This is a genomic window from Marinomonas dokdonensis, assembly GCF_052747885.1.
Window position 1 is genome coordinate 193,994 of record NZ_JBRAND010000003.1, and the last position, 19,942, is coordinate 213,935.

Below are 19,942 nucleotides of genomic sequence, written 5' to 3' on the forward strand. Positions count from 1 at the left end.
AAATCTAAGCGTGAGTTAGGTGCTCATGGTTTTGTAGGCGATAAACAATTCTTTCTTGTGCTCGCTTTAAAAAGTCTTTTTGCAAAGGCTGAGCAATAGAGCGTGCAATAGCCACCGTACCCACCAAAGAGACAACGGTTTCCTCCGCTAAACTTTTAGCATTCGTCACGCCACGATTTTGTAAAATGGTGCTGAGTCGATCTACTAGACTATCAAAGCAAATTTGATAAGCCTGACGAACTTTTTCTTCTTTGTGCGCCGCATCCGTAACAAGAAACTCTAATGGAGATGGATGCTCCTTATCGCTTTTACTCCAGCTAAGATACCGAATCACTAAGGCTTTAAGGTGAGAAGCTTTATATTCGGTTTGTTTATCTTCTCGCGCCCAAAAAGCGTGGGAGGTTGCGAACTGCATCGCCGCCTCATACAGGCTGCTTTTCCCCGCAAAATGAGCATAAAAGGCCCCATGGGTCATATTGGCTTTTTTCATGATTTGCGTCAGGGTGACGCGATCGAAGCCATTCGAACAGAATAATTTCGCGGCCGCCTGCAGAATGCGCTGACGAGTTTGCTCTTTGTGACTTGGTGTGTAGGGCATATTTAGTCTCCTAAATATTATCTTGATCATATAAAGGTCCACTCTAACATGAGGGCTTTCTTGCCGTCGAATGCTGATGAAAACAACAGTTATTTCATCAAGAGGTAAGCCTAATAGAAATTTAGAGGGAGAAAATATGTCAGTAGCGCAACGTATTGTTATAACCGGTATGGGAATGGTGTCGCCTTTAGGCCTAGGAGTAAACGCTGTTTGGGACAGAATCATTAAAGGCGAGTCGGGCATCAGAGCGTTACCGACCAATATAACTGAAGGTTTAAACACTCATATAGCGGGACAAGTACCAAGCCATGAAGAGTTATCTAATGGCCTAAATGAAGCAGATTATGTGTCGGCTAAGGAACGAAAGCGCGTCGATTTATTCACTCTGTATGCACTGGCGGCTGCGGATGAAGCATTGGCTCAGGCAAACTGGTCCCCGACTTCCCTTGAGGAACAAGCTTCAACGGCAACCATTATAGGGACAGGTATCGGTGGCTTGCCAACGATCACTCATGCGCAGGACGTTCTTAATAAGCAAGGGGCTCGTCGACTCTCACCCTTTACCGTACCTGCCTTCCTCGCGAATTTAGCAGCGGGGAATTTATCCATTAAATATGGTTTTAAAGGACCAACAGGCACCCCAGTCACCGCTTGTGCAGCAGGTGTACAAGCCATTGGCGATGCCATGCGATTGCTACGAACGGGTGAGGCTAAAGTGGCTCTTGCTGGCGGTACAGAAGCTTGCATAGATCCCTTGTCTTTAGCTGGATTCGGTGCCTTAAAAGCTTTGTCCTCTCGTAATGATGATCCAACCAAAGCTTCACGACCATTTGATCAAGACAGAGAAGGCTTTGTCATGGGCGAAGGTGCTGGTTTAGTGGTACTGGAAACCTTAGAGCATGCACTAGCGCGTGGGGCGACACCTCTGGTGGAATTAGTGGGCTACGGAACCAGTAGTGATGCGTATCACCTGACAGCTGGACCTGAAAGTGGCGAAGGGGCTGCTCGAGCAATGCAAGCGGCTCTGACTATGGCGGGTATTACAGTGGAAAAAATTGGCTATGTGAATGCTCATGCAACATCGACCCCAGTAGGCGATCGCGGAGAAATTAATGCCCTAAGAAGTGTCTTTGGCAAGTCGGTTAACACTGTGCCAGTTTCTTCCACGAAATCGGCGACTGGGCATTTGTTAGGCGCTGCCGGTGGCGTTGAAACCATCTTCAGTGCGCAAGCCCTTAGAACCGGTCTTTTACCACCAACACTGAATCTAGAAAACCCAGAAGACAGCATGGCGGATCTGGACCTTATTCCCCTGAAGGCCCGAGAAAAACAGGTAGATTATGTGCTTTGTAACGGTTTTGGTTTTGGCGGTGTTAATGCGGCTATTATTCTGAAACGCTACGTTTAAAGCTAAGATGGACTTCTGGGCGTAATTTGGAAAAGGCATAACTCTATGCCTTTTCCTAGTCGTTTTGTATTGCTTCATCCATTAGCCAATTTACAAAGGCCATAATTCTTTCTTTTCTGGAAGAGTTTTTGGCGTAGTTTACATAAAATTCTATGTGGTTCTTTAATCCATTTGGAAAGGCTTGTAAGAGAGTGCCCTGATCTAGTTCCTCTTGCACCATAAATCTAGGGCATAAGAAAACACCGTGCCCTGCTTTTACGGCATTGATCCCCATATACCAAGAGCTTACCTCAGCGCATAGAATATTATTATCTAAAGTGGGGATTTGCTGTTCTTCAAACCAAGTGTTCCAACGATAAATAGAAGTATCCACTTGTATTAACCAACATTGAAATAAATCCGAAGGCGATTCAAGTTGCCTTCTGGTGGCCAACTCTGGTGAGCAGACAGGAATAACTTCAGAAGATAAGAGCAGGGTTTGTACCGTATTGCCTTGATGGTTTACTTTATTATCGATGGTTACATCGACTGAACCAGAATGAATGTCTTCTCTTTCATCAGATGAAAAAAGTTTAATGCTTACTTCTTGATGTAGATCGGAAAAACGCCACAGTTTCGGCATGAGCCACAGTGATACAAAGCTTTGCAGCCCAGAGACTTGGAGCGTTCCTCCAATTGGCTCAAGTTTGACGCTTTCCAGCCCTCTTTCTATGTGATCAAATGCCAGCGATAAATGCTCGGACAGTGCTTGTCCTTGGCTAGTTAGTCGCATTTTTCTTCCAGAGCGATAAAAAAGTGCTACGCCTAAATACTCTTCTAACAGACGAATTTGCTGACTGACTGCGGCTTGTGAAACATGCAGTTGTTCTGCTGCTTTGGTATAGCTCAAAGTTTTACAAGCAACAGAGAAATAATGAGTGGCTTTTAAGTGGGTAACGCGTGTACTCATAATGTTTCCTAACAAATAACAATCCATAAGGTTTTCTAATTTTACCTGTTAGAAAACATCATTCGTTTTTACCTCTTTTGGACGACAAAATAAAGTTCTTATGAAGCGGAGGTGGTTATGTGGACTTTATTGGTTTGGGTGAACAACAAGATTATTAGCGGCTATCAGTCATTAGAAAAGTGCTATCTAAGGCATAAAGCGAAAAAGAAGCATGGCCAACAAATGATGCTCTCTCGCCAGCTTCCTGAGTACTTACGCCGAGATATGGGGCTTCCTCCTTACAATACGCATTCGCAAGAAGAGAAGAATACATAAAAGCTTAATCTGGGTTATGTGATCAATATCAGAAGGTCTCCCATTGGCAAGGCATATTCTTGCGCAATACCACTGTGAGAGCACAGTGGTATTTTCTTTAATGCAAAATACGCTATTAGATAATCTTAATTTTTAGACTGTGTTTAGTTACCAATATTGAAGTCAAAAGCCGTGGCATTAGGGTTTCACGGCCTTCTTGTTTGGTAGATCGGTAATGGTGCCTGCCCCCAGCTCTGCGGCCAGACCAACGCTTTCGTGTAGGCTTGGGTGAGCATGAATGGTTAGAGCAATGTCTTCGAGTGTTGAGCCGAATTCAATGGCTAGGGTCAATTCCCCTAATAACTCACCAGCATGAGAACCCACAATACCGGCACCCAAAACTCGTTCTGTTGCCTCGTCATAAATGAGTTTGGTCTTGCCTTGCGTCACCCCAGAAGCAATGGCTCGTCCGCTGGCACTCCATGGAAATATGGCTGTTTTAACCGGCAGTTTTTGTTTCTTCGCTTCAGTTTCTGTTAACCCAACCCAAGCCACTTCTGGGAAGGTGTAAGCAATAGAAGGAATGGCCATAGGTTGAAAGGCGACATTATGTCCAGCGATGACTTCAGCGGCTATATGACCTTCGTGAGCAGCTTTATGGGCAAGCATTGGTCCATGAGTAACATCGCCAATGGCAAAGATATTAGGTACAGATGTTTTGCATTGATCATCTGTCAGTACAAAGCCTCTTTCGTCTATTTTAACGCCAATGTCTGGAATGCCGGCATTGCGTCCGTTTGGAGAGCGGCCAACCGCCACCAGTACTGAATCAACCGCAAGGTTTCGTTCACCCTCTTTGTCTTTCAGCGTGATGTTTAATGCTTCTGGAGTAGCTTGAATATTGGTGACTTGGGTTTTTGTCAAAAACGTCATGCGATCTTTATTGGCTTGCTCGAAGACGCGCACAAGATCTTTATCTGCGCCAGTCATAATCTGATCGCCCAATTCCGCTACAGTGATTTTTGCCCCTAATGACTGGTACACGGTAGCCATTTCTAAACCAATGATGCCGCCACCAAGAATTAATAAATGCTCAGGGATGCGCTCAAGTTGCAGTGCACTGGTAGCATCAAGAATGCGTGGGTCATCGTAAGGAACGAAAGGTAATTTAATGGCTCGTGAACCAACGGCGATAATCGCGTGTTTAAACGAGACCTTTTGTTCGTCATTGCCTTTTGTGACGGTTAGAGAAGTTGTTGACTCAAAGTGCCCTTCACCTTGTAACACATCCACCTTGCGGCCTTTTGCCATGAGAGCAAGATTGCTGGTTAAGGTGTCTACGGTAGATTGACGGTGATGGCGAATAGCATCCAAGTCAATGGTTGGCTTGGCGTATTGAACACCATGGGCAGGCTCGTCTGCCATGCGTATTTTGCCTGCCACATGCAATAACGCTTTAGAGGGTATGCAACCAACGTTCAAGCAAACACCACCAATGGTTGGGTGGCGTTCTACCATGGCAACTTTTAAGCCTAAATCCGCTGCTCGAAAAGCAGCTGCATAACCGCCAGGTCCACTACCCAATACCAAAAGATCGTATGTCATTTCTAAGTTCTCCTGTGAAGTGTTTTAGAGTCTATCTATCACTTGATAGGCGAAATATAGCTTGTAGATAAAAGCGAAGTCAATAAAATATCTATCACTAGATAGATAGTCATATGGGTAGAGAGTTGATGGCGTTATGAAAGACACAAAGGTAGATACTAAATCCAAAATTATGGATGTAGCCGAAGGGTTTATTTCTCAAGGAGGCTATGGTGCTTTTAGCTTTCGAGATATAGCGGACTCTGTTGGCATAAAGAGTGCGAGTGTTCACTATCACTTTCCCACAAAAGGAGACTTGGTGGCGGCTGTTATGGCTCGATATACACACGAATTTTCCCAAATGTTACCGGACCCTTGTGATGCAACGATTATAGCTAAAGACCTGATACATGGGTTCATTGATGGTTTCAAAGCCAAAGTGGTAGACCAAATGAACATGAGTCTATGCACTATGCTGACGTCTGATAAATCCTCTTTGCCAGACACCGTGTGTCAGGAGCTGGCTATTTTTTATAAGCTAAAACTCGATTGGCTGACGCAAGTCTTTATGCGTTTAGAGCAGACTGATGAGGATGAAGCCTTAACGAAAGCAAGCCAATTTCTCGCCTGTTTACATGGCGCATCGATTTTAGTTCAAGGTGCAAATGATCCTGCCTTTTTTGATCGTGCTTTGTCTCACTGGCGTACGGCTTATAGCTGATTTTCTGCAGGTTCAGCTATTACAAAGAATGCCGGTGAGCGCTCATGCTTCTGGTAGACTGTCATGATTATCGTTTAGTTGTGGCATCCGAAAATGAAAATTAATTTATGAGGATAAGATGAGCGCAAAGAACTACTCTCTTGGCCAAGTAGGCGACTACGAGATTAAGCAATTAAAAGTGTTTAAAACCGTCGTTGACTGCGGTGGCTTTTCTGCGGCAGAAACCTCGTTAAATATTGGTCGCTCTACTATTAGTCTGCATATTTCGAGTTTAGAGTCGCGACTCAATCTGACCCTATGTAAGCGTGGCCGTGGTGGCTTTTCTCTCACTGAAGAGGGAGAGATCATCTACAAGATGACAGATAACTTACTGGAATCATTAGATACCTTTCGCACCACGGTGAACAACCTAAACGCCAGTTTAACGGGCCAGCTTCGTATCGCTTTGTCAGATGCCATTAGCCTGGATCCACGCAGTCGTTTTCCAGAGTTAGTACAGCGCTTTGCAGAGCAAGCGCCAGATGTTTCCATCACCACGAATGTGTCGTCTATGGCGAACATAGAAAGGATGATCCTAAATGACGAGGCCGATATCGGTTTTATACCCTACCATCGCAAGTTAGAGGGGTTGGATTATGTCCACCTCTATCATGATATTTGCCATCTTTACTGCGGTAAAAACCATGGGTTAGTAGCCATGGATGCTAGCCAGCAAGAAGCGCTGGTGAATAGCTTTCCTGCCACTCATGCGGGGCTAAAACCCCATGAGGCGATGAGTGAGCAAATCGCTCCGTTAAAGCTTGCAGCCATTTCTTATTTTTATGATAGCCGTTTAGCCCTGATTTTATCTGGCCAATATATCGGTTTTTTGCCAGAACTCTACGCTCAGCCATATTTACAAAAAGGTGAAGTAGTTAAAGTGCTGCCTGAAAGCCGACACTACTCACTAGGGGTTGCTGTGATTTGTAAAAAAACTTCACAACCCAATAAACCCAGAGAGCTGTTTTTAAGTGTCTTGCATCAAACGGTAGAAGAGTTTGAAGTTGCCCCCTACTAGCTTTCTTAATGCAAAAAAAAGCCACCGGAAACCCCGATGGCTTGTGTGCAATGAATCTTTTGCAAATGGGAGGTTGGGTGTCGAGAGCGTCTTTACACTAGCTCTTCAAAACAACGTTTAAAGATCCCCATGCCTTCATCAATGATGTCTGTTTCAATGGTCAGCGCAGGCAAGAAACGAATCACGTTACCTCGGATACCACAAGATAACAGTACTAGGCCATTTTGCGCTGCTTTGGCTGAAAGGGCTTTGGTTAGCTCTGCATTAGGCTTGTTCGCATCACCATCATGCACCAACTCGATAGCGATCATGGCGCCAGCATGACGAATATTGCCGATTAACTGAGGGTATTCAGCTTGCAAGGCGTTTAGGTGCTGGACAAAGTGAGTACCCACTTCGTTAGCACGAGCGCAGAGCTTTTCTTCTTCAATGATATCGAATACGGCAAGAGCCGCCGCACAACCTACTGGAGAGCCGCCGTAGGTGCCACCTAGGCCGCCAGGAATTGGTGCGTCCATAATGTCTGCTTTACCGACCACTGCCGCTAGCGGGAAGCCTCCGGCAATGCCTTTGGCTGCGGTCATTAAGTCGGCTTCAATGCCGGCTTGCTCGTGGCAAAACATAGTACCTGTGCGGGCAAAACCAGACTGAATTTCATCAAGAATCAGCAAAATACCATGTTCATCACAGATTTCACGTAGTGCTTGGAGGAACTTAGCTGGCGATTGGTAAAAGCCACCCTCCCCCTGTACTGGCTCAATCAAAATCGCCGCCACACGAGAGGCTTCGATGTCACAGGTGAAGCGCATTTTTAGCTCTTCAAGAGACTGCTCAATGCTGATGCCATGGTATTCATTAGGGTAAGCCACATGATAAATATCACTCGGGAAAGGGCCAAATCCGACTTTGTAAGGGTTCACTTTACCTGTTAGTCCCATGGTCATATTAGTACGACCATGAAAGCCGCCATTGAAGGCAATGATGCCTGGACGGCCCGTGTAAGCACGGGCGATTTTTACACAGTTCTCAACCGCTTCAGCGCCAGTGGTCACAAAGATGGATTTTTTCGGTGTAGAACCCGGTGCTGCAGCATTAAGTTTTTCCGCTAACTCAACCGCTGACTCATAAGGGCTAACCATGACACAAGTGTGGGTAAAGCGATCCAATTGAGCTTGTACGGCCGCTTTAACTTTTGGGTGGTTATGGCCTGTGTTGACTACGGCAATGCCAGCTCCAAAATCAATATGACGCTTACCTTCCACATCCCAAAGTTCGGCGTTCAGGGCTTTATCAACATACACAGGGGCCATGTTACCTTGGCCACGAGCAATGGCACTTTCTTTGCGCTTTTGTAAATCTGAGTTGTTCATACTGTTTACCTTTAATTGGACAATAGGAGTATTTGCGAGTGATGGCGTTAGGCTAAGCCACCCACACATAGGTATTTAATTTCGACGTATTCGTCGATGCCGTATTGGGAACCTTCTCGGCCACTTCCCGACTCTTTAACACCACCAAAGGGAGCCACTTCAGAAGAAATAATGCCTTCGTTAATACCGACCATGCCGTATTCTAAAGCTTCAGAGACACGCCAAGTTCGGGCAATATTTTGGGAATAGAAGTAAGCCGCAAGACCAAAAGGGGTATTGTTTGCCATGGCAATGGCTTCTTCTTCTGTGGAAAAACGGAATAAAGGGGCGACAGGGCCAAAAATCTCATTGGAAAAAATCGCCATGTCATCGGTGACATTGGTTAAGATAGTTGGCTCAAAAAACTGCTTGCCAAGCTCATCCATTACCTTACCGCCAACTAAAGCATGAGCGCCTTGGTCGATGGCATCCGTGACCAGTTCGGAGACTTTTTGAATGGCTGCTGGGTTGATTAAAGGCCCAATATTAACGCCTTCAGCAAAGCCATTGCCTGTTTTAAAGCTAGCGACTCTTGCTGCTAATTTCTCGGCAAAAGCATCGTAGACACCCTCTTGCACTAAAATGCGATTAGCACAGACACACGTCTGACCCGCGTTTCGGTATTTGGAAGCGATCGCGCCTTCTACCGCGGCATCTAGGTCTGCATCATCAAAAACGATAAAAGGCGCATTACCGCCCAATTCCATTGAGGTGCGTTTTACTGTTTGCGCACACTGGCTGAGTAATAGTTTGCCGACAGGGGTAGAGCCTGTGAAAGAAAGCTTACGGACAATCGGGTTGCTGGTTAACACACCGCCAATGGCTTTGGCGTCTTTGCCCACCACCACATTCAACACCCCAGCAGGGATACCCGCTTGGTGAGCCAATTCAGCCAAGGCTAATGCACACAAAGGCGTTTCGTCAGAGGGTTTGATAACAATAGTACAGCCTGCTGCCAGTGCGGGGCCTGCCTTACGGGTAATCATAGCGATCGGAAAGTTCCAAGGAGTGATCGCCGCGACCACACCAATTGCTTGTTTGATGGTCATCACTCGCTTGTCTTTGGCAAAGGTTGGAATTACGTCACCATTTAAACGACGAGCTTCATCTGCAAACCAGTCAATGAAAGAGGCGCCATAGGCCACTTCACCCATGGCTTCGGCTAAAGGCTTGCCCTGTTCTAAGGTCATCAACTTAGCTAAATCCGCTTGGTTATCGAGAATCAGTTGATTCCATTGGCGTAGTAATGTTGCGCGCTCTTTTGCTGTTTTGGCTTGCCAGTCTTTTTGAGCCTTTTGTGCGGCGTCAACGGCTTGGGTTGTTTCTTCAGCCCCTAAATCGGCAACTTCAATGATGGCTTCACCATTGGCAGGGTTGGTGATGGTGAAGGTTTGTCCTGATTGGGCAGACACCCATTGGCCATCTATATAGGAATGGCCTTTCAATAAATTTGGTTGCGACAATAGTGATTGCATATTAACTCCAAACGGAAATAACCAGACACCTAGCTGTGTGTCTAAACTGAGCAGCTTGATCTGGTGAAAGCTTGCTTTAATGAAAGATAGTAAATAAGCCTTTGCGAATGAAAAATGGTGCGCAATCAACCTAATGTTTGATGTTCTTCAAACATTGTCATATGTCATGAATCATGAAAAGTTACATGGGCTATATAAAATATCCGTCCCCATGAAGTATTATGAGTCTAGTCGTACTAGAACCACCTACCTATGAGTGTACAAACCAAATAAGTCTTATGAACAAAATCAAAGATACGTCACCGCTAGACCCTAAGTTACACAACCCTACATTCAAATGGGCCTTCCTCGCCCCTCGTTATTGGCCGACTTGGTTGATGGCATTGCTTGTTTTAGCGTTAGCGTATGTGCCGTATCGCTGGCGTGACAAACTTGGTAAGAAACTTGCGGGCGTCATTGTTAAACGCAAGAGCAGTGCTCTTAAGCGTGCAAAAATAAACTTAGAGGAGTGCTTTCCTGAAAAAACGCCAGACGAGCGCCATCAAATATTATTGAGCAGCCTAGAGACGGCGGCTCAATTCTGTTTAGCCTATGGTGAGCTTATGGTGCGGAGTAAAAAGTACCTTAAAAGCCGCGATAAAATTTACGGTGGTGAGAATCTGTTTCCGCTACTCGAAAATGGTGAAAAGATCATTACGCTGACTCCCCATTGCTGGACATTAGATTACACAGGACCAATGCTGGCATCTTTAGGGTACAGTCTTACCACTATTATGAAGCCTCAAAGTAATGAGGTAGTGGACTGGTTGCTTCATGTTCAACGTATGCAATATGGTCGTGGAAAAATCTATCCTCGGGAAGCCGGCATTAAGCCATTTTTGAAAGCGGTGAAAGAAGGCAATTTGGGTTACTACCTACCGGATGAAGATCTTGGCCCACAAAACTCAGTATTTGTGCCCTTTTTTGCCGCAGAAAAAGCCACCATGAAAGGTCTTGGAAAGCTGACAAAGTTGACCAAGGCCAAGGTTGTACCCATGCTCCAAGCGTATAATAGCGAGACGGGCCAATATGATTTGCACATATGGCCTGCTTTAGAAAACTTCCCTACTGGGGATGACACGCAAGATGCAATCCTGATGAACGCAGCATTAGAAGAAATGATCGTTGCGCATCCAGAACAATACATGTGGATTCTGAATCTATTACGCAGTCACCCTGATGGATCACAACGCTACTAACTGGAGCCTTTAATGTCTACTTCTGCTAAATCCGTGCAACCTGCTGATATCGAAGCCGTTAGAAACTATTTGTTATCTCTTCAGGATGCCATTTGTGCCTCACTTGAAACCCTAGAACCTGAAGCCCGTTTTAAAGAAGATGCGTGGGACAGGCCCAATGGTGGTAGTGGCCGAACTCGTGTTATTGCAGATGGACAAGTGATCGAGAAAGGGGGGGTGAACTTCTCCCATGTGATGGGGGACAATCTCCCTCCTTCTGCAACAGCGGATCGACCTGAATTAGCCGGTGGCCGTTTTGAAGCCATGGGCGTGTCATTAGTGATTCACCCGAACAACCCTTTTGCCCCGACTTCCCATGCCAATGTACGTTTATTTATTGTTCATAAAGACGGTATGGAGCCAGTCTGGTGGTTTGGGGGTGGTTTCGATCTGACCCCATATTATGGTTTTGAAGAAGACTGTATCCATTGGCACCAAACTTGTTTTGATGCCATTGAGCCTTTTGGTGAAGGCTATTACCAACGCTTCAAAAAATGGTGCGATGAATACTTCTATCTAAAACATCGTGGAGAGCCACGAGGTATTGGCGGTCTTTTCTTTGATGACTTTAATGAAGCCAGCTTTGAAGACAGCTTTGCCATGCTGCGTTCAGTGGGGGATGCTTATAGCCAAGCTTATCTGCCGATTTTACAACGTCGTAAAGATATCTCATTTACCCCTCAGCAGAGAGATTTCCAACTACATCGTCGTGGACGTTATGTGGAGTTTAACTTGGTGTTCGACCGAGGCACGCATTTTGGCCTGCAAAGTGGTGCAGGACGTACGGAATCTATCCTTATGTCATTGCCTCCAGAAGTGCGTTGGACATACGATTATCAAGTACCTGAAGACAGTGAAGAGGCCAAGTTAACGGCCTACTATTTAACATCGAAAGATTGGTTAGCTCCTGCAGTTTAGTCGCTATTAACAAAAATATAAGAGGAATACCGTGGATAAATATCTTGTTGTTGGACGCCCTATTGAACACAGTAAATCGCCATTTATTCATGGGCATTTTGCTAAGCAAACTCATCAAGAACTTGAGTATTCCACTTTGTTAGGGGATGAAACCCATTTTGAAGAACAGGTAAGAGACTTCTTCGCCAAGGGTGGTAAGGGGATGAATGTCACCATGCCATTTAAAGAAAGAGCCTATGCCATGTGTCAGGTGCTCAGTAAGCGTGCCCAACAAGCTGGTGCAGTGAACACTCTGATGATGGGACGCAACGGTGATTTATTTGGTGATACCACAGACGGTGTTGGCATGGTGCGTGATATTACCGTGAACCATGGTCAAGAACTGAAGGGCAAGCGTATTTTGATTTTAGGTGCAGGTGGTGCCGTGCGCGGTGTCTTGGATCCTTTGCTGGCCCAGTCCCCTGAGTCGATCACCATTGCCAATCGTACGGTCAGTAAAGCACAAGCTTTGGCTGAGCAGTTCTCCTGCCTTGCCTCTTCCTATGAAGACCTTGATGGGGTATTCGATATCATCATTAATGGTTCCTCAGCCAGCTTATCTGGCGACTTACCGCCACTAAAAGACTCCTTAGTAAATGGTAAGAGTTGGTGTTATGACATGATGTATGCCAAAGAACGCACTGTTTTCCTTGAGTGGGTTTATGAGCGCGGGGCACAAGGGGCAGACGGTTTGGGTATGCTGGTGGGGCAAGCGGCAGAGTCTTTTTATCTATGGCGTCAGGTGCGTCCAGATACCAGTGAATTGATCTCTCAAATGCGCGCTTCGATGGGCTAAATAGATGAAAGCCCAGTGGTTTAGCTCGGTCACACAAATTGGCGAAGACAGATGGCAAGCCGCCATAGGTGATACCAGCTACCCCTTTGCCAAGTTTGCTTTTCATCAAGCACTAGAGGATAGCCATTGTATTGGTGAGAATACTGGCTGGTACCCAGAATATCTTTTGCTGATGGCCGATGATGACTCCCCTTTAGCTGTCGTCCCCAGCTATTTGAAAACTCACTCCCAAGGTGAGTTTGTCTTTGATCATGCTTGGGCCGAGGCTTACCATCGCTATGGTATGCGCTATTTCCCCAAACGCATTTGGGCGGTGCCTTTTTCGCCAGTGACTGGGCCTCGAATTTTTTCCCATCTAGAGTCGGCTGACATTGATGCTCTGTACCCTGTGGTGGCTCAATTAATGACAGAGACAGGACAGCAAAGAGAGCTTTCTAGTTGGCATTTACTGTTTTGCCCTGCACCACAATCCAGTTTGCTTCGTTCTGAAGATGACTTAATGGAGCGTATTTCCTGTCAGTTCCATTGGTTTAATCGGGATTATAAAAGCATGGAGGACTACTTTAGTCATTTCTCCAGCCGCAAACGCAAAGCAGCTCGTAAGGAGCGACAAAAAGTACAGCAACAAGGTATACACCTCACCCGTCGTCTAGGTTCTGAGCTTACTGAAGATGACATAGAGCTGTTTTATCAGTGTTATCAGTCAACCTATGCAAAACGTGGTCAACAAGGTTATCTAAGCCGTGAATTCTTTGCCCAACTGGCCCAGACCATGGGTGATAGCGTGCTCTTAGTGCAGGCGTATCGAGGAGAACAAGCGATTGCCGCTTCATGGTGCTTCTTTGATGAGCGCTCTTTGTATGGGCGTTACTGGGGCTGTATCGAAGAGGTGGATTGTTTGCACTTTGAAGCCTGTTATTACCAAGGAATCGAGTTCTGTTTAGAGCGTGGCTTACAGCACTTTGATCCGGGTACCCAAGGGGAACATAAAATTGCGCGAGGCTTTGAGCCGGTGTTTAGCTACAGTATTCACCATATTGCGCATCCAGGCTTTGCGGAAGCGATTGATCATTACTGCCAAGAAGAAGCCCAAGCTGTGCGTGAGTATCACCAAGACACTCACGCACTTTTGCCGTTTAAACAAGATAATTAAATGTCTTGGTGTGGGCCAAACAGCTCATAATGAATACGATCAGACGATACACCTAGTGATGCCAGCTGCTGTTTTGCAAACATCATGAAATTTACAGGTCCACATAAGTAAAAATCACCATCTTCAATAGGCAGGTCATTTTTGGTTGGCTCTAGTGCCATCTTACCTTCATAGACACCTTCTTCTGCTTTATCTGGCTTTTCATACCAAGTGTGTACACTCAAAGGTAAAGACCCTTTTAGGCTATTCACATGGTCTTTAAAGGAATGTTGGTGTGAGCTGGCACAAGCATGTAAATAGCTAATAGGCTGTGAGTAACCCTGTTGGTTCAAGGTGTCCAACATGGACTGCATTGGCGTTAAACCAACACCACCAGAAATGAGAGCCACTGGTTTTTGTTTGTCTTGGAAGATGAAGTCGCCCGCTGGTGGCATTAATTCCACTTCATCATCTACGTTAAGGTGGTCGTGTAGATAGTGAGACATGACACCGGCAAGATCACCCTCGCCATCACGTTTCACACTGATGCGGTATGTTTTACCATTTGGTGCGGTAGATAAAGAATATTGGCGAATTTCATCGTATTCATTGCCTTGAGGGTGAACTTTAACGCCTAGGTATTGACCTGGAAGATAGTCAATGACATTGCCTCCATCGACAGGGGCAAAAACAAAACTAGTGACCAGTTCTGACTCTGGAATTTTAGAAATGACTTTGAAGCGACGGAAGTCTTTCCAGCCACCTGCTTGTGCAGCGCGCTCCTCATAAAGATCGTTTTCTATTTTGATGAAAATATCGGCCAGTTGCTTATAAGCCGCTCCCCAAGCTTCTTCTACCTCTGGTGTAAAAGCGTCAGGTGCGAGTTCTCGAAGCGTTTCGATTAAATGATGACCGACAACATCGTATTGAGCTGGGTTGATGTTAAAGCTAGTGTGCTTATGAGCAATACGCATAACCGCGCTGGTGAGTACGTCTAAGTTATCAATATGTGTTGCGTAGGCCGCAATGGCATTAAACAAGGCAGCCGGCTGGCGTCCTGTGTTTTGGTGTGTCATGTTGAACACATCTTGTAGCTCAGGATGGTGAGTAAATAGACGATTGTAGAAATGTTCTGTAATCGCTGTTCCAGCGGATGCCAATAGTGGAATGGTCGCTTTTACCGTGTCTATATGTTGTTGAGATAGCATGATGTCTCCTTAATGAATAAGCCCTTAGTTAATAAGCTCTCAATGAATAAACACTTAATGTGTTTGCTATCTCTATTATTTGCTAAGTTCGTGCCAAATAAAAATAGTCAATAAAAACATAAGGTTATGGTTTTTGATTTATTTATAGAGTCAATGTGACCTATCTAAATAAAATATTTATGATACCTTTGAGTCAATAAGACTTAAATTTGATTGCCATAATGGATTTCTTTTATGAATAAGGTTTCAAGTAACGCCCTACTTAGCTTTGCACTTGATCTTGCGGGCTCTGTTGCTCATTCCAGTCGTTTTGAAGAATTGGTGTATGCAATACGCTCTATCATTGATTGCGATGCGGTTGTATTACTTGTAAACCATAATGACGTGCTGACACCGATTGCTCAGCGGGGCTTATCTGATGATCTGATGGGAAGACGCTTTAGCATTGAAGAGCATCCTAGACTGAAAGTGATTTGCGAGAGCAATTACCCTGTCCGTTTTCCTGCTGATTCTACATTACCAGATCCATACGATGGCATGGTCATTGGCCATGACGATCATCTACGGGTGCATTCTTGTATGGGGGTACCTTTGTATTTAGAAGGCAAATTGATCGGTGTGGTGACCCTAGACAGTATTACTCCTGGTGTATTTGATGACATTAATGCAAGAGCGTTGGAGATCATTGGCGCCATGTCCGCTATGACCTTGAATACAGCTATGTTGATGGAGCAATTGGAAGATAAAACATGGCAAGCTCAACAGGAATTGCAAGCCATCAATGAACAAGGCCAAGTGAAAGATGGCAGTGAGATGATCGGTCAGAGTGATCTGATGAAAGCGCTAGAGCAAGCCATTAAGCTGGTGGCACCTTCTGACTTTGCGATCTTGATTGAAGGGGAAACAGGCGTTGGTAAGGAGCTTGTCGCCCGTATGCTTCATCAAACATCCCTACGATCTGCCTCTCCTATGGTGTATGTGAATTGCGCGGCCATTCCTCATCATTTAATTGAAAGTGAACTATTTGGGCATGTGAAAGGAGCGTTTACCGGTGCAGACCGTGATCGCCAAGGTAAGTTCTTGCTTGCAGATGGAGGTACCTTGTTCCTCGATGAAATCGGTGAGTTACCATTAGAGGTACAGGGCACCTTACTAAGAGCCATTCAAAACCAAGAGATCCAAGCGGTTGGTAAAGATCAAGTTCGTAAAATCGACGTGAGAATTATCGCCGCCACCAACCGTCATTTAGAAACCGAAGTGTCAGAACAACGTTTTCGTGCTGACCTTTTCCATCGCCTCAGTGTGTTTCCTATTCAGGTTCCGGCCTTGCGGCATCGACAAGGAGACATTCCTCTATTAGCCGGTTTCTTCGCTGAACGATTCCGCCGTAAATTAGGCTTACAACAACTTACTTTATCCAGCTCTGCCATAGGGTTATTAGAAACGTATCATTGGCCTGGAAATGTACGCGAACTGGAACATGTTATCTCTCGTGCGGCTTTATTTGCCAAGGCAGATATCCCATCTGGGATTACTGTTATCTCTAAAAATCATCTAAAAGGGTTACAGATAGATAGAGGTGAAAAAGAAGGGATGCAAAACACAGTAATGGCTGAACGTCACAGCATAGCCAAAGAACCCATTAATTTTCGTTTAGAAACAGAGGCTTATCAACGAAACCTAATTCGTAACACATTGGACAATACTAATGGTAATTGGACAGAGGCGGCTAAGTTTCTGTCTATGGACAGAGCTAATCTAGCGCGCTTAGCTAAGCGACTCGGTATTAAAGTGGTGAGACAGGTTAAGTCCTAAAAGACTTAACCTGTTGGCTTAACAACGGTTTTCAAGGTGAATCCTGTGACCTTCATAGTGCCTATTATGACTAAAATAGTGCCGATAAGCGTATGCCAGCCGACAGTTTCATCTAAGAAAATGACGCCCCAGAAGACACCAAAAATAGGGATCAAGAAAGTCACAGTTAATGTGGACGGCATGCCGATATCGTCCACCAGTTTGTAGAAAATCAAAAAGGCGACGCCAGTACAAATAACGCCTAGAGCGATAACCGAAGCGATCACAATCCAATTAATGTCTTCCGCCGAATTCGGTGGAATAAAGATTAACAATGGCGCAATGAACAAGGTTGCCATCAACATGGAGCCATAAGAGTTGGTAATAGGGTCTACTTTTTTCGCTTTTTGCGTGTAAACACTGACAATGCCGTAGCAAATTGGAGCGCACATCACCACAAATACAGCTAAGAGATTGTTCTCTTTGACGATTTCTGGATCGAATCCGACAATGACTGCAACACCAATTAATCCAAGTAACAAGCCAAATACTTTGTTTGCCTCCAGCGCTTTGCGAAAATAAAGAGCACTGATCGCCGTACCAAAAATCGGCGTTAAAGCATTCACTACAGACATTAATGAAGCGGATAAATACTGGGCGGCATAGCCATAACAAAGAAACGGCAGTGCAGCGCTTAATAGGCCAATAATGGCGTAATGTTTTCCGTTTTCTCTAAAATGAGTGCGTTTTTTTAAGAGCACCATGACTAAGAAAAGAAAGACGGCACCAAAACCTACACGGCCTTCAATAAGCCATGCGCCACCTAATGAAGGTGCCCCAATGCGCATAAAGAGAAATGAGGCTCCCCAAATAGCGGCTAAAGAAACAAGGTAATACGCGCTTTTTAAACCCATTTCGGAGTCCTTTCAGAAGTGACCATCTTTTGTGGATGAGGGTGATTAAAGGTTGCGCTTTGCGGCACTGACTTGACGGATACGTTCTGCAGGAAAGTGCAGCTGAGTTAATAAATAGTCTTTTAAGTCCGCTGGGTAGCCGAGTTCATCTAGGGCATCCCTCATGCAGTTGAGCCACATGGCTTTTTCTTTTTCCGTGACGCTAAGGTGAGCATGGGCTTGGGGAAGGTGAATTTTTCCATATTGTTTGGCATACAAACGCTCTCCTCCCATCCAGCCAGATAAAAAGGCCACGAGTTTATCGATACTGAGGGCAATATTGCTGGGATGCATATCAAATAATGGGCGATAGTCTGGAGTGTTTTCCATTCTTCTGTAGAAGGTTTCGACCAGCGTGCGTAAACCCTCAAGGCCACCCACAGCTTGTAGCGTACCATCCCCTTCTCCGAACTGTGGCGGCTTAACACTCATCATGATTACTCCCCGTTTTGATCTTTAGGACCGTTCCTTTTCGTTGCTTTCTCTTGATCCATTTTAATCGAGTTACGGTAGCCGCCTAATGCCGCTAAAGCGCCAATAATAAAACTCATGTAAAGAGGAATTTGGAACAGCATGGTAATACTGATAAATACACACCCGACCGCTAAGCCTTCAATAAAAGGTTTTAACTTCTTGTTCATGGGACTTCTCCGCAAATAAAATAAGGTGGATTCTAGCAAAGTTCCCTGTCGATGTGCGCCACATTGTGGAAAAAAGCCTAAGTTATCCAAGTTTGATTTTGAAGAGGCTGGCTGGACAAAAAACTCCCCCATTCTGTGGATAACAAAAAAGACGCAGTCGAACGAAAAATATTACCGACAAAAACGTTATAATGGGGAGTTTTCCTCCCAAAAAACACTATATTTGTGTATAACTGTAGAGATTGTCCACACTTCGTAATCATGGAAGCAAAACGGCTTGCGAACAAGTTATCCACAGAAAACGCTATAAACAGCCTATTAAGGTGCTATTTTTGCAAACAGTATTTCAAACACTTAAGCGATCTTTCCAACGGGATAAGAGCGTCCACAATAAAATTTGGAAAATGGCCTGGCCGCCTATGCTTTCTAATATCACCACGCCCCTTTTAGGCTTGGTTGACACTGCAGTGGTGGGCCATTTAGGTACGGCGATTCATTTAGCCGCGGTTGCCATTGGCGCGAGTATTTTCAGTTTTTTATTCTGGGCGTTTGGTTTTTTGCGCATGGGCTCAACTGGCCTGACGGCACAAGCTCTAGGTCAAGGTAACCAACGTAGAGTGCGCGAGCTGTTGCTGCAATCTGTACTACTCGGCGTATTGATTGGTCTGCTACTGATCTTATTCAGAGCACCCATCATAGATTTGGCCATAATGCTCATGGCACCGAGTGCCGAGGTTGAGCCTTGGGCGCGTCTTTATTGTGAAGCGCGTATTTTTAGTGCTCCCGCGGTGTTAGCAGGCTATGCCCTAATGGGATGGTTCTTTGGGGTACAGTATTCGAAAGGCCCGCTATGGATGCTATTGATCATCAACTTGGCCAACATGGTATTGGACTATGCCGCTGTTTATGGACTTGGTATGGCCAGTGATGGCGTCGCTTGGGCAACAGTCTTTGCACACTATCTAGGTGTCATGGTGGCAGGTGTCTTGGCTTGGCATAAGTTACGTGGCTTTTCAGGCCATTTACCCATGGCAGCGCTGTTTAAGTGGCGAGAATATGTTGCTTTAATTCAGGTGAACCGTTACCTATTTGTACGCACCATCTTATTGTTGCTGGTGATGCTATTTTTTACCGCCCAAGGCGCTCGTCAAGGGGATGCTATCTTGGCGGCTAATGCCGTTTTATTGACCTTCCTAATGATTATCTCCAATGCCCTTGATGGTTTTGCGTTCTCAGTGGAAGCCTTGTGTGGTGAGGCCTACGGTCGTAAAGACAAACGCAGCTTTAGACAAGTGATTCGCTTATCGACTTATTGGGCGCTGCTGGCGGCGGTTATTCTTGTGGTGATTTTCTGGTTGTTTGGTGAGCAAATTATTCATTTGTTGACCAATGTGGAGAGTGTTCAACTTGAAGCGAAGCATTATTTACCTTGGCTGATTGCGTTTCCCTTATTAGGAATCTGGTCTTATATGCTTGATGGGGTGTTTATTGGCACTACCAGCGTGAAAACCATGCAGAACACCATGATTATCTGTGTACTGGGCGTTTTCTTTCCTGTCTGGTTCATGAGCCAAGGCATGGGAAACCATGGTTTATGGCTTAGCCAAGCTATGCTATTCATTGCTCGTGGTATTACCCTTTACTGGTGTTATCAAAGAAATATGCGAACGAAAGTATGGTTTGAATAGA

Annotated in this window: 19 protein-coding genes; 10 read left to right on the top strand and 9 right to left on the bottom strand. The window is 45.2% G+C overall.

The window, feature by feature from the left end:
- Nucleotides 1-4: 4 nt before the first annotated feature.
- Nucleotides 5-598, bottom strand: a complete 594-nt coding sequence (locus ACUM5Y_RS08645; RefSeq protein ID WP_445976472.1) for a TetR/AcrR family transcriptional regulator — start codon at nt 596-598, stop codon at nt 5-7.
- A gap of 136 nt (nt 599-734) precedes the next feature.
- Between ACUM5Y_RS08645 and fabF the strand changes: the two genes are divergently transcribed.
- Complete coding sequence (gene fabF / locus ACUM5Y_RS08650) at nt 735-2,006, top strand: beta-ketoacyl-ACP synthase II (RefSeq protein WP_445976473.1); 1,272 nt, start codon at nt 735-737, stop codon at nt 2,004-2,006.
- 55 nt (nt 2,007-2,061) lie between these two features.
- Here fabF and ACUM5Y_RS08655 read toward each other — a convergent pair whose 3' ends face one another.
- Nucleotides 2,062-2,955: a LysR substrate-binding domain-containing protein gene (locus tag ACUM5Y_RS08655; protein WP_445976474.1), complete on the bottom strand. Its 894-nt coding sequence runs from the start codon at nt 2,953-2,955 to the stop codon at nt 2,062-2,064.
- 117 nt (nt 2,956-3,072) lie between these two features.
- Between ACUM5Y_RS08655 and ACUM5Y_RS08660 the strand changes: the two genes are divergently transcribed.
- Nucleotides 3,073-3,270 (top strand): hypothetical protein, encoded by a 198-nt coding sequence (locus ACUM5Y_RS08660; RefSeq protein WP_445976475.1) that lies wholly within the window; start codon nt 3,073-3,075, stop codon nt 3,268-3,270.
- 177 nt (nt 3,271-3,447) lie between these two features.
- Here ACUM5Y_RS08660 and lpdA read toward each other — a convergent pair whose 3' ends face one another.
- On the bottom strand, nt 3,448-4,854 hold the full coding sequence (lpdA, locus tag ACUM5Y_RS08665; protein WP_445976476.1) for a dihydrolipoyl dehydrogenase: 1,407 nt from the start codon (nt 4,852-4,854) through the stop codon (nt 3,448-3,450).
- Nucleotides 4,855-4,990: 136 nt separating this feature from the next.
- Here lpdA and ACUM5Y_RS08670 point away from each other — a divergent pair, with 136 nt between their 5' ends.
- Both ACUM5Y_RS08670 and ACUM5Y_RS08675 read left to right on the top strand, forming a co-directional pair.
- Nucleotides 4,991-5,554, top strand: coding sequence for a TetR/AcrR family transcriptional regulator (locus ACUM5Y_RS08670; RefSeq protein ID WP_445976477.1), 564 nt, complete (start codon nt 4,991-4,993; stop codon nt 5,552-5,554).
- A 118-nt stretch (nt 5,555-5,672) separates the two neighbouring features.
- Entirely contained in the window at nt 5,673-6,611 is a 939-nt protein-coding gene (locus ACUM5Y_RS08675; protein WP_445976478.1) for a LysR family transcriptional regulator, read from the top strand.
- A gap of 92 nt (nt 6,612-6,703) precedes the next feature.
- Here the strand turns inward: ACUM5Y_RS08675 and gabT are convergent, their stop codons facing one another.
- A complete protein-coding gene (gene gabT, locus ACUM5Y_RS08680; protein ID WP_445976479.1) occupies nt 6,704-7,981 on the bottom strand; it encodes a 4-aminobutyrate--2-oxoglutarate transaminase in 1,278 nt (425 codons plus the stop codon).
- A 47-nt stretch (nt 7,982-8,028) separates the two neighbouring features.
- Complete coding sequence (locus ACUM5Y_RS08685; RefSeq protein WP_445976480.1) at nt 8,029-9,495, bottom strand: NAD-dependent succinate-semialdehyde dehydrogenase; 1,467 nt, start codon at nt 9,493-9,495, stop codon at nt 8,029-8,031.
- Between the two features lie 221 nt (nt 9,496-9,716).
- Between ACUM5Y_RS08685 and lpxM the strand changes: the two genes are divergently transcribed.
- From lpxM to ACUM5Y_RS08705, 4 genes are read left to right on the top strand one after another with little or no spacing between them, the layout of a single operon-like run.
- Nucleotides 9,717-10,733, top strand: a complete 1,017-nt coding sequence (gene lpxM, locus ACUM5Y_RS08690; RefSeq protein WP_445976481.1) for a lauroyl-Kdo(2)-lipid IV(A) myristoyltransferase — start codon at nt 9,717-9,719, stop codon at nt 10,731-10,733.
- A gap of 12 nt (nt 10,734-10,745) precedes the next feature.
- Nucleotides 10,746-11,690 carry an oxygen-dependent coproporphyrinogen oxidase gene (gene hemF / locus ACUM5Y_RS08695; RefSeq protein ID WP_445976482.1) on the top strand — a complete coding sequence of 315 codons (945 nt, stop codon included), beginning with the start codon at nt 10,746-10,748 and terminating at the stop codon, nt 11,688-11,690.
- A gap of 31 nt (nt 11,691-11,721) precedes the next feature.
- Complete coding sequence (gene aroE, locus ACUM5Y_RS08700) at nt 11,722-12,525, top strand: shikimate dehydrogenase (RefSeq protein ID WP_445976483.1); 804 nt, start codon at nt 11,722-11,724, stop codon at nt 12,523-12,525.
- A gap of 4 nt (nt 12,526-12,529) precedes the next feature.
- Nucleotides 12,530-13,678, top strand: a complete 1,149-nt coding sequence (locus tag ACUM5Y_RS08705) for a GNAT family N-acetyltransferase (RefSeq protein ID WP_445976484.1) — start codon at nt 12,530-12,532, stop codon at nt 13,676-13,678.
- Here ACUM5Y_RS08705 and hmpA read toward each other — a convergent pair.
- Nucleotides 13,675-14,865 (bottom strand): NO-inducible flavohemoprotein, encoded by a 1,191-nt coding sequence (gene hmpA / locus ACUM5Y_RS08710; RefSeq protein ID WP_445976485.1) that lies wholly within the window; start codon nt 14,863-14,865, stop codon nt 13,675-13,677. The genes ACUM5Y_RS08705 and hmpA overlap by 4 nt on opposite strands.
- 234 nt (nt 14,866-15,099) lie before the next feature.
- Here hmpA and norR point away from each other — a divergent pair, with 234 nt between their 5' ends.
- A complete protein-coding gene (gene norR, locus ACUM5Y_RS08715; RefSeq protein ID WP_445976486.1) occupies nt 15,100-16,680 on the top strand; it encodes a nitric oxide reductase transcriptional regulator NorR in 1,581 nt (526 codons plus the stop codon).
- Between the two features lie 5 nt (nt 16,681-16,685).
- Here the strand turns inward: norR and ACUM5Y_RS08720 are convergent, their stop codons facing one another.
- The 3 genes from ACUM5Y_RS08720 to ACUM5Y_RS08730 are packed head-to-tail and all read right to left on the bottom strand — an operon-like array spanning nt 16,686 to nt 18,253.
- A complete protein-coding gene (locus ACUM5Y_RS08720) occupies nt 16,686-17,573 on the bottom strand; it encodes a DMT family transporter (protein WP_445976487.1) in 888 nt (295 codons plus the stop codon).
- Between the two features lie 45 nt (nt 17,574-17,618).
- Entirely contained in the window at nt 17,619-18,047 is a 429-nt protein-coding gene (locus ACUM5Y_RS08725; RefSeq protein ID WP_445976488.1) for a group II truncated hemoglobin, read from the bottom strand.
- Nucleotides 18,048-18,049: 2 nt separating this feature from the next.
- Nucleotides 18,050-18,253, bottom strand: coding sequence for a hypothetical protein (locus tag ACUM5Y_RS08730; RefSeq protein WP_445976489.1), 204 nt, complete (start codon nt 18,251-18,253; stop codon nt 18,050-18,052).
- Between the two features lie 404 nt (nt 18,254-18,657).
- Between ACUM5Y_RS08730 and ACUM5Y_RS08735 the strand changes: the two genes are divergently transcribed.
- Nucleotides 18,658-19,941: an MATE family efflux transporter gene (locus ACUM5Y_RS08735; RefSeq protein WP_445976879.1), complete on the top strand. Its 1,284-nt coding sequence runs from the start codon at nt 18,658-18,660 to the stop codon at nt 19,939-19,941.
- Nucleotide 19,942 lies beyond the last annotated feature (1 nt).

Excerpts from the sequence above, each read along its gene's own strand:
- gabT (WP_445976479.1), bottom strand. The coding sequence starts at position 7,981 with ATGAACAACTCAGATTTACAAAAGCGCAAAGAAAGTGCCATTGCTCGT.
- ACUM5Y_RS08655 (WP_445976474.1), bottom strand. The coding sequence starts at position 2,955 with ATGAGTACACGCGTTACCCACTTAAAAGCCACTCATTATTTCTCTGTT.
- ACUM5Y_RS08735 (WP_445976879.1), top strand. The coding sequence starts at position 18,658 with ATGGCCTGGCCGCCTATGCTTTCTAATATCACCACGCCCCTTTTAGGC.
- ACUM5Y_RS08725 (WP_445976488.1), bottom strand. The coding sequence starts at position 18,047 with ATGATGAGTGTTAAGCCGCCACAGTTCGGAGAAGGGGATGGTACGCTA.
- lpxM (WP_445976481.1), top strand. The coding sequence starts at position 9,717 with ATGAGTCTAGTCGTACTAGAACCACCTACCTATGAGTGTACAAACCAA.
- ACUM5Y_RS08675 (WP_445976478.1), top strand. The coding sequence starts at position 5,673 with ATGAGCGCAAAGAACTACTCTCTTGGCCAAGTAGGCGACTACGAGATT.
- fabF (WP_445976473.1), top strand. The coding sequence starts at position 735 with ATGTCAGTAGCGCAACGTATTGTTATAACCGGTATGGGAATGGTGTCG.
- ACUM5Y_RS08685 (WP_445976480.1), bottom strand. The coding sequence starts at position 9,495 with ATGCAATCACTATTGTCGCAACCAAATTTATTGAAAGGCCATTCCTAT.
- ACUM5Y_RS08660 (WP_445976475.1), top strand. The coding sequence starts at position 3,073 with ATGTGGACTTTATTGGTTTGGGTGAACAACAAGATTATTAGCGGCTAT.
- ACUM5Y_RS08720 (WP_445976487.1), bottom strand. The coding sequence starts at position 17,573 with ATGGGTTTAAAAAGCGCGTATTACCTTGTTTCTTTAGCCGCTATTTGG.
- lpdA (WP_445976476.1), bottom strand. The coding sequence starts at position 4,854 with ATGACATACGATCTTTTGGTATTGGGTAGTGGACCTGGCGGTTATGCA.
- norR (WP_445976486.1), top strand. The coding sequence starts at position 15,100 with ATGAATAAGGTTTCAAGTAACGCCCTACTTAGCTTTGCACTTGATCTT.
- ACUM5Y_RS08645 (WP_445976472.1), bottom strand. The coding sequence starts at position 598 with ATGCCCTACACACCAAGTCACAAAGAGCAAACTCGTCAGCGCATTCTG.
- hemF (WP_445976482.1), top strand. The coding sequence starts at position 10,746 with ATGTCTACTTCTGCTAAATCCGTGCAACCTGCTGATATCGAAGCCGTT.
- ACUM5Y_RS08730 (WP_445976489.1), bottom strand. The coding sequence starts at position 18,253 with ATGAACAAGAAGTTAAAACCTTTTATTGAAGGCTTAGCGGTCGGGTGT.
- ACUM5Y_RS08705 (WP_445976484.1), top strand. The coding sequence starts at position 12,530 with ATGAAAGCCCAGTGGTTTAGCTCGGTCACACAAATTGGCGAAGACAGA.
- hmpA (WP_445976485.1), bottom strand. The coding sequence starts at position 14,865 with ATGCTATCTCAACAACATATAGACACGGTAAAAGCGACCATTCCACTA.
- ACUM5Y_RS08670 (WP_445976477.1), top strand. The coding sequence starts at position 4,991 with ATGAAAGACACAAAGGTAGATACTAAATCCAAAATTATGGATGTAGCC.